We start from the raw sequence: 7,662 nt of genomic DNA, 5'->3' as shown, positions 1-7,662 counted from the left end.
ATCGAGAAGTACTTTAAAAACGAAACAAAGGAGTTGTCGTGAGCTTCGTCAAAGGGCTGCAATGCCGAGAATGCCATCATCAATTTCCGAAGGAGGCGCTGCACGTCTGCGAGTTCTGCTTCGGTCCCCTGGAGGTCGTCTACAACTACGACGAGATCCAGCGCTCGCTGACCCGCGAGGCGATCCGGAGCCGCCCCACCAACATGTGGCGTTACAAAGAGCTGTTGCCCATCGACGGCGAGCCCACGGTCGGCGCCCAGGTCGGCTGGACGCCCCTGGTGCGGGCCGACCGCCTGGCCAAGGCCCTGGGCGTGAAGGAGCTCTACATCAAGAACGACGCGGTCAACTACCCGACGCTCTCCTTCAAGGACCGGGTCGTCTCGGTCGCCATGTCCAAGGCGAAGGAGTTCGGCTTCAAGACCGTGGCTTGCGCCTCGACCGGCAACTTGGCCAACTCGGTGGCGGCCAACGCCGCGGCCAGCGGCTACGAAAGCTACATCTTCATCCCCTACGACCTCGAGCAGGGCAAGATCCTGGGCACCCTGGTCTTCGGCACCAACCTGGTCGGCATCAAGGGGACCTACGACGAGGTCAACCGCCTCTGCAGCGAGGTCGCGGCCAAGTACAAGTGGGCCTTCGTCAACATCAACATCCGGCCCTATTACGCCGAGGGCTCGAAGGCGATGGGCTACGAGATCGCCGAGCAGTTGGGCTGGAAGATCCCCCGGCACATCGTCGTCCCGATGGCCGGCGGCTCGCTGATCACCAAGATCTGGAAGTCGTTCGAGGAGCTGGTCAAAATCGGCTTGGTCGACAAGAACCCGGCCAAGGTCTACGGAGCCCAGGCGACGGGCTGCAGCCCCATCACCACGGCCGTGAAAAACGAATGGGACCTCTTCAAGCCGGTGCGGCCCGACACCATCTGCAAGTCGCTGGCGATCGGCAACCCGGCCGACGGCTTTTACGCCGCGGGCGTGATGCGCAAGAGCGGCGGTTGGGGCGAGGACGTGAGCGACGACGAAATCGTCGACGCGATGAAGCTCTTGGCCGAGACCGAGGGCATCTTCGCCGAGACGGCCGGCGGCGTCACGCTGGGCGTGGCCCGCAAGCTGATCGCCCAGGGGCGCATCCCGAAGGACGAGAGCATCGTGCTTTGCATCACCGGCAACGGGCTCAAGACCCAGGAGGTGCTGCAGGGCAAGGTCGGCGCCCCGACGATCATCAACGCCAAATTGAGCGAATTCGACGATTTGTACTCGAAAAAGCATAAGTGATTGCGGATTTTCTCCGGAGCGGAGATACTAAGTCCGGTTCCTGATCGAATCCGGCCGGAATCCGTCCCTTTATTCGAAGCAGCGTCAATAGGAGTGAGCCATGGTCCAACGCGTGAAACGAAAAGTTTACCTGACCTTTCCCACCGATACCGTCAAGGACGCGATCATCTGCGACATGTACGACAAGTACCGCGTGCGCTTCAACATCCGCAGCGCCTCGGTCAACGACTCGGTCGGCCTGATCGCGCTCGAGCTCGAGGGCGAGGACGAGAAGATCGGCGAGGCCATCGAGTACTTCCGCTCGCGGGGCCTGACCGTCGAGCCCATCGAGATGAACGTCATCGCGGGATAGGGCCTTCGGCCTCGCGGCGCCTCATGATTCGATCGATTCTCGAAAAAATCGGCAACACCCCCTTGGTTCGGCTGCGCGAGGTCACCCGCGGCCTCCCCGAGAAGGTCGAGGTCTACGCCAAGGTCGAGTACTTCAACCCCGGCGGTTCGGTGAAGGATCGGCCGGCCTACCGGATGATTTCCGAAGGGATCAAATCCGGGGCCTTGACCAAGGACAAAACCATCATGGACCCGACCAGCGGCAACACGGGCGTGGCCTATTCCCTGATCGGCGCCGCCCTGGGCTACAAGGTCGAGCTGGTGGTCCCCGAGAACGTCAGCCGCCAGCGCAAGGACATGGCCTTGAGCTTCGGCGCGACCCTGACCTACAGCTCGGCGATGGAGGGCAGCGACGGGGCGATCCGGCTGGCCCGCAGGCTCAAGGAGGAAAATCCCGAAAAGTACTTCATGCCCGACCAGTACAACAACGTCTTCAACCCCCAGGCGCACTACGACACCACGGGCGTCGAGATCTACGAGCAGACCGGCCGGCGCGTCACCCATTTCGTCACCGGCATCGGGACCAGCGGCACGGTGATGGGGGTCTCGCGGCGCTTGAAAGATTATTCGCGGGCGATTAAGTGCTACGCCAGCGAGCCCGCCGAGCAGCTGCACGGTTTGGAGGGTTTGAAACACATGGCGTCCTCGATCATCCCCGGGATCTACCATCCCGAGATCCTGGACGGGGTCTTGCCGGTGGCCACCGAGGCGGGCTATGCCATGGCCGAGCGCCTCGCCAAGGAAGAGGGCCTCTGCGTCGGCCACTCCAGCGGCGGCAACGTCGCCAGCGCGATCGAGGTGGCGAGCCGGCTGCAGGAGGGCGTCGTCGTGACGATCTTGTGCGACCATGGCGACCGTTACGTGCCCCTATAAAAATATGAACCGAGACCTACAAATCAGCAGCTACGTCCTCGACATGATGCTTCGCCACGCCGAGCGCGAGTACCCCAACGAGGCCTGCGGCATCGTGATCGGCCCCAAGGAGAAGCGCGTCGCCATCGGCGTGTTTCCGGTCAAGAACATCCAGGACGAGCTGCACGCCAAGGACCCGCAGCGCTACCCGCGCGAGGCGAAGACGGCCTATCAGATGGACCCCAGGGAGGTCCGCATCGTCGAGAAGGAGGCCGAGAGCAAGGGCTTCGAGGTGAAGCTCTTCTACCACTCGCACCCCGAGCACGGCGTCTACTTCTCGGAGGAAGACCGCGCCATCGCCTGCCCCTGGGGCGAGCCCAGCTACCCCGAAGTCGGCCACGTCGTGATCTCGGTCGAGAAGGGCAAGGCGGTCGCCGCCAGCGAATTTTTCTGGAATCCCGACGCCAAGGATTTCGAAGAGAGAAAATTAAAGTCGAACCAAGGAGAAAGCCATGGCCATTAAGGTCCGCATCCCCACCCCCCTGCAAAAACTCACCGGCAACCAGTCCGAGGTCGAGGTCGCCGGCGCCACCGTCAAGGCGGTTCTCGCCGCGCTGGAAGAGAAGCACCCCGGCCTCCGCGAGCGCCTCTACGACGAGAAGGGCACGCTGCGCCGCTTCATCAACTTCTACGTCAACGACGAGGACATCCGCTTCCTGAACAGCGAGGACACCGCGCTGAAGGACGGCGACGAGCTGTCGATCGTCCCCGCGATCGCAGGCGGGCGATAGACGATTATTCCGCAGGTCTTGTCGGCTCCGGTTTCGCGCCTTGACGTAATGTGTATAATCATATAAATTTTACACATGGCAAAAGTACGCAAGCAATTCGTGCTCGAATCGGCCAAGATCAAGCGGGTCCGCAAAATCCTTCGCGCCAAGACGGACACCGAGGCCGTCGATGAAGCCCTCAATATCGTCCTTGCCAATCAAAAGATCTCCAAGTTGCATCGCGAGCTGGCGGGCCGTTTGAAAATCGAGGACATGGATCAGAGCCGCTTCCGTGAATAATTGGCTCTTCGATACCTCCGTTTATATTTCCCTGTTTCGGGAGGGAAAGTCTCCTTGGTCCGCGCTCGAAGATCCGTCTCGCAATATTTTTCTGAGTTCCGTCGTCACCCAAGAGCTCTATGCAGGCGCCTTGGATGCCTTTTCCATTCGGGCCTTGGATCGGTTAGTGCGTTCCTTTCAAGATATGGATCGAGTGTTGACGCCCGATCGAGGGGATTGGGTCGTTTGCGGCAAGACGCTTGCGCTCATTGGAAAAGCTCATGGTTTTGAGACCGTCAAACGCAGTCGTTTGGTCAACGATGTTTTGATCGCTTTGTCGGCGCAACGAGCGAACGCGACCCTGGTCACCGCTCATCAAAAAGACTTCGATCTGATCGAGGAATTTATCGCGTTTTCCCATGTGCCCCCGGCGTAATTTTTCTATTCCATTCTAATATTCATTGCCCTTTCAAAAAATATTCCTAAACTGTCCCCCTAGCGGCCGGAACGCCTCCGGCCCGAAGGGAGGAAGGCATGGCGTCTTATTCGCGGCTCGCGGACTTCGCGGGCATCCGCAGCAAGTGGGGCTGGTTTCTGGCCCTCGGCATCCTCATGGTGATCCTGGGCACCCTCGCGCTGGGATCCAATTTCCTCTTCACCATCGCCTCGGTCATGTTCTTCGGATACCTGCTGCTCGCCAGCGGCATCCTCCAGGTCTTCGGGGCCTTCTGGTCGCGGGGCTGGGGCGTCTTTTTTCTCTACCTCATGATCGGCATCCTCAACCTGATCGTCGGCTGGCTTTTGCTGACCCGGCCCGAGGCGGGGGCGATCACCATCACCTTGGTGATGGCGATCTTCTTCATCGTCGGCGGGCTCTACCGCACCATCGCTTCGGTCGGGATGAAGTTTCCCAACTGGGGCTGGGCCTGCTTCGGCGGCCTGATCACGCTGGCCTTGGGGATCCTGCTTTGGCAGGGCTGGCCCGCGACGGGCCTTTGGTTCATCGGCCTCTACGTCGGCATCGACCTGATCTTCCACGGTTGGTCCTGGGTGATGTTTGCGCTCAACGCGCGGAAGCTCGAATCCGCCGCCGTTTAGGTCCTATTCGGTCGCCTCGCACCCGGCTGAGGGTGTCTCTTTCGGTTTTGGTGCGGTGCGTCACTCCCGGATTTTTGGCGGCGTCTCGGGTTGCGACAGGGAAAGCCTCCCTGCTCGCTGAGATCGGCAAGTCCATGCTAGGATTCGCCAAAGGGGGTCCTTCAGCTTGGACAAATCGGATCTCACCCGGGTCGAAAAGATCCTCCCTGGCACCGCCGAGGAGGGCAGCGCCGAGGAGGCCCAGATCCTGCGGCAGCGCCTGCGGCTCTTCTTCGCCATCGGCCTGATCGCCTCGTTGATCGCCGCGGTCGCCGACGCCCTCGGCTACAAGCGCTTCGAGGACATCGAGTGGGCCGGGCTCATCGCCTACTATTCCTACATCCTCTGGGCCTTCCCCGCGATCAGCCTGTTGGGCATCGCGCTCCTCTCGCTGCGCCGCTGGTCGGTGCACGGCCTGCACTGGATCGACTTCTCCTTCGTCACGGGCTACATCTTCCTCATCACCTTCAGCTCTTCGGTCTACTCGCCCACGGCCCCGCGGGTCTTCGCCTACTCCATCCTGCTCTTCGCCCACGCGGCGATCATCCCCTCGCGGGTCTGGGTGCAGACTCTGCTCGGTGCGACGATCAGCCTCGGCTATCCCTTGGGGCTGTGGCTGGTGCACGATCACTACCCGGAGGTGCGCGCCCTGTGGACCGCGCGGGGCGGGGAGGAGGCCTTCCGCTCCTTCGTCGTCACGCGCTTCCTCGACGTCTTCCTGCTCTCGGCGATCTCGGTCTTGGTCACCAAGACCCTCTACCACTTTCGGACGAAGCTCAGCCGTGCCCAGGCCCTGGGCAATTACATCCTCAAGGGCGAGCTGGGGAGCGGCGGCATGGGGAAGGTGTATCGCGCGAAGCACGCCTTTCTGGCGCGCCCCACGGCGGTCAAGGTCTTGGCGCCGCGGCACGAGGACCCGAAGACGGCCCTGGCCCGGTTCCAGCAAGAGGTGAAGCTCTGCTGCCAGCTCACCCACCCGAACACGATCACGATCTTCGACTTCGGCGAGGGCGCCAACCATACCTTCTTCTACGCGATGGAGCTGCTGCAGGGCATGGACCTGCAGCGCATGGTCGAAAAATTCGGACCCTTGCCCTTAAACCGCACGCTCTTCCTGCTGCAGCAGATCTGCGGCTCCTTGGCCGAGGCGCACGCCATGGGCATTGTCCACCGCGATATCAAGCCCTCCAACATCTTTCTTGCCCGGCGCGGCGGGCTCTACGATTTCGTCAAGGTGCTGGACTTCGGGCTCGCGCAAGAGCTGCGCAAACCGGCGCGGGAGGCCTCGCGAAACGGCGCGGTGTTCTCCGGGACCCCGCGCTATACGGCGCCCGAATGCCTGAGATGCAACGCCAAGATCGACGCGCGCGCCGACATCTATATGCTGGGCAGCTTGAGCTATTGGCTGCTGACGGGCCATTCGCCCTTCGAGGAGGATTCGGAAGAGGCCTTGATGAAGGACCACTTGGTCAAGACGGCGGCGCCTCCCTCTGAGATCCTGGGCGCGGCCCTCCCCAAGGAAATGGACGAGCTCATCTTGAGATGCCTGGAGAAAGATCCGGAGCATCGCTTCCAGGACATCGGCGATTTATTGCGGGCCCTGCGGAAGGTCCCGTTGGGCGCGCCCTGGTCCTTCGAGGCGGCCGAGGCCTGGTGGCGGGAGAACCTTCCGGAATATTGCACCGCGGAAAAGATTCCGACTTGATTCCGACGCCGGCATGCGCGATTTTTTTAGGCCGCCGTGGAAAAAGATGGCCTCCGCGCACAAAAGGTAATATTTTCACGTCTCTAATTCGAAGCGCGCGGGTCCTATGTCCAAACACCTCTCCGGCGGCAGCTGGGTCTTTAATCTTTTTCTGCTCCTCATTCCTTTGGCCCTCGGCGCCTGCGGCGACAAGGCCTCGCCCGGCGCCGCACCCTCCGCGCCCACCGTCCAGGTGACCCCCGTCGCCCGCCGTAACATCCCGCAATACGTCGAATACGTCGGACAGACCGAGGCCCCGGTGAGCGTCGAGATCCGCGCGCGGGTCGAGGGCTTCATCCAAGAGGTGGCCTTCGTCGAGGGCTCCAACGTCAAGGAGGGCGACCTGCTCTTCGTCATCGACCCCAAGCCCTACGAGGAGAAGTTGGCGCGCGCCAAGGGCAAGCTCGCCGAGACCCAGGCGGGCTATCTGCGCGCCAAATCCGACGTTGAGCGCTTCCGTCCGCTCGCCAAGATGCAGGCCATCCCCCAGCGCGATTTTGACGACGCGGTCGCTCTCGAAAAGGCCGCCCAGGCCCAGGTCGACGCCGCCCAGGCCGACGTGCGCTCGGCCGAGTTGGATCTGGGCTACACCAAGATCTCCGCCCCGGTGAGCGGGCGCATCGGCTCGACCAGCGCCCGCGTCGGCAGCCTGGTGGGCAAGGGCGAGCCGACCCTGCTCGCGACCATCTCCAACACCGACCGCATGTGGGTGAGCTTCGGGATCAGCGAGGTCGAGTACCTCAATTTCCAAAAGCGCCGCCAGGAGCGGCCGCAGGAGGCGCAGGACTTCAAGATCGAGCTGCTTTTGGCCGACGGCTCGGTGCATCCCCACCCCGGCATGGTCAACTTCGCCGACCGGAGCATCGATCCCAAGACCGGCACGCTTCGGGTGCGGGTGGAGTTCCCCAACCCGGAGGGCGTCCTGCGTCCCGGGCAATTCGGCCGCGTGCGGGTCCTGCTCGGCGAGCAGACCGACGCCTTGGTGGTGCCGATCTCGGCGGTGCAGGAGGTGCAGGGGACCTATTCGGTCTTCGTCGTGGGCGCGGACCAGAAGGCGTCGTTTCGTCCGGTCAAGCCCGGGTTGAAATTCGACGACCTCTGGATCATCGAAGAGGGCCTGCAGGTCGGGGAAAGGGTGGTCGTCGAGGGCTTGCAGAAGGTGAAGGACGGCATGACGGTGGTCGCCCAAGAGCTGCCGCTGATTTCAAAATAAGGC

10 protein-coding genes are annotated in these 7,662 nt (G+C 62.3%); all 10 read left to right on the top strand.

Going from position 1 to position 7,662, the window contains the following annotated elements; genetic code table 11:
- The first annotated feature begins 38 nt into the window (after positions 1 to 38).
- The 10 genes from FBR05_06790 to FBR05_06745 all read left to right on the top strand — a co-directional run bounded on the left by FBR05_06790 (position 39) and on the right by FBR05_06745 (position 7,659).
- Positions 39 to 1,274: a threonine synthase gene (locus FBR05_06790; GenBank protein MDL1871895.1), complete on the top strand. Its 1,236-nt coding sequence runs from the start codon at positions 39 to 41 to the stop codon at positions 1,272 to 1,274.
- A gap of 100 nt (positions 1,275 to 1,374) precedes the next feature.
- Entirely contained in the window at positions 1,375 to 1,626 is a 252-nt protein-coding gene (locus FBR05_06785; protein ID MDL1871894.1) for a FeS-binding protein, read from the top strand.
- 23 nt (positions 1,627 to 1,649) lie between these two features.
- Positions 1,650 to 2,537 (top strand): cysteine synthase family protein, encoded by an 888-nt coding sequence (locus FBR05_06780; protein MDL1871893.1) that lies wholly within the window; start codon positions 1,650 to 1,652, stop codon positions 2,535 to 2,537.
- Positions 2,512 to 3,039, top strand: coding sequence for a M67 family metallopeptidase (locus tag FBR05_06775; GenBank protein MDL1871892.1), 528 nt, complete (start codon positions 2,512 to 2,514; stop codon positions 3,037 to 3,039). The genes FBR05_06780 and FBR05_06775 overlap by 26 nt, the downstream gene beginning before the upstream one ends.
- Complete coding sequence (locus FBR05_06770) at positions 3,029 to 3,307, top strand: MoaD/ThiS family protein (GenBank protein ID MDL1871891.1); 279 nt, start codon at positions 3,029 to 3,031, stop codon at positions 3,305 to 3,307. The genes FBR05_06775 and FBR05_06770 overlap by 11 nt, the downstream gene beginning before the upstream one ends.
- Positions 3,308 to 3,382: 75 nt before the next feature.
- Positions 3,383 to 3,586 (top strand): hypothetical protein, encoded by a 204-nt coding sequence (locus FBR05_06765; protein MDL1871890.1) that lies wholly within the window; start codon positions 3,383 to 3,385, stop codon positions 3,584 to 3,586.
- On the top strand, positions 3,564 to 4,001 hold the full coding sequence (locus FBR05_06760) for a type II toxin-antitoxin system VapC family toxin (protein MDL1871889.1): 438 nt from the start codon (positions 3,564 to 3,566) through the stop codon (positions 3,999 to 4,001). Before FBR05_06765 ends, FBR05_06760 begins: the two co-directional genes overlap by 23 nt.
- A 98-nt stretch (positions 4,002 to 4,099) precedes the next feature.
- The gene (locus FBR05_06755) at positions 4,100 to 4,663 is read left to right on the top strand and encodes an HdeD family acid-resistance protein (GenBank protein ID MDL1871888.1); all 564 of its coding nucleotides are present in this window, start codon (positions 4,100 to 4,102) and stop codon (positions 4,661 to 4,663) included.
- 166 nt (positions 4,664 to 4,829) lie between these two features.
- Entirely contained in the window at positions 4,830 to 6,407 is a 1,578-nt protein-coding gene (locus FBR05_06750) for a serine/threonine protein kinase (protein MDL1871887.1), read from the top strand.
- A gap of 106 nt (positions 6,408 to 6,513) precedes the next feature.
- Positions 6,514 to 7,659, top strand: coding sequence for an efflux RND transporter periplasmic adaptor subunit (locus tag FBR05_06745; GenBank protein ID MDL1871886.1), 1,146 nt, complete (start codon positions 6,514 to 6,516; stop codon positions 7,657 to 7,659).
- The last annotated feature ends 3 nt before the right edge of the window (positions 7,660 to 7,662 follow it).

The sequence above is a fragment of the Deltaproteobacteria bacterium PRO3 genome (assembly GCA_030263375.1).
Lineage (GTDB): Bacteria > UBA10199 > UBA10199 > DSSB01 > DSSB01 > DSSB01.
This window is presented reverse-complemented; position numbering and strand designations above follow the sequence as displayed.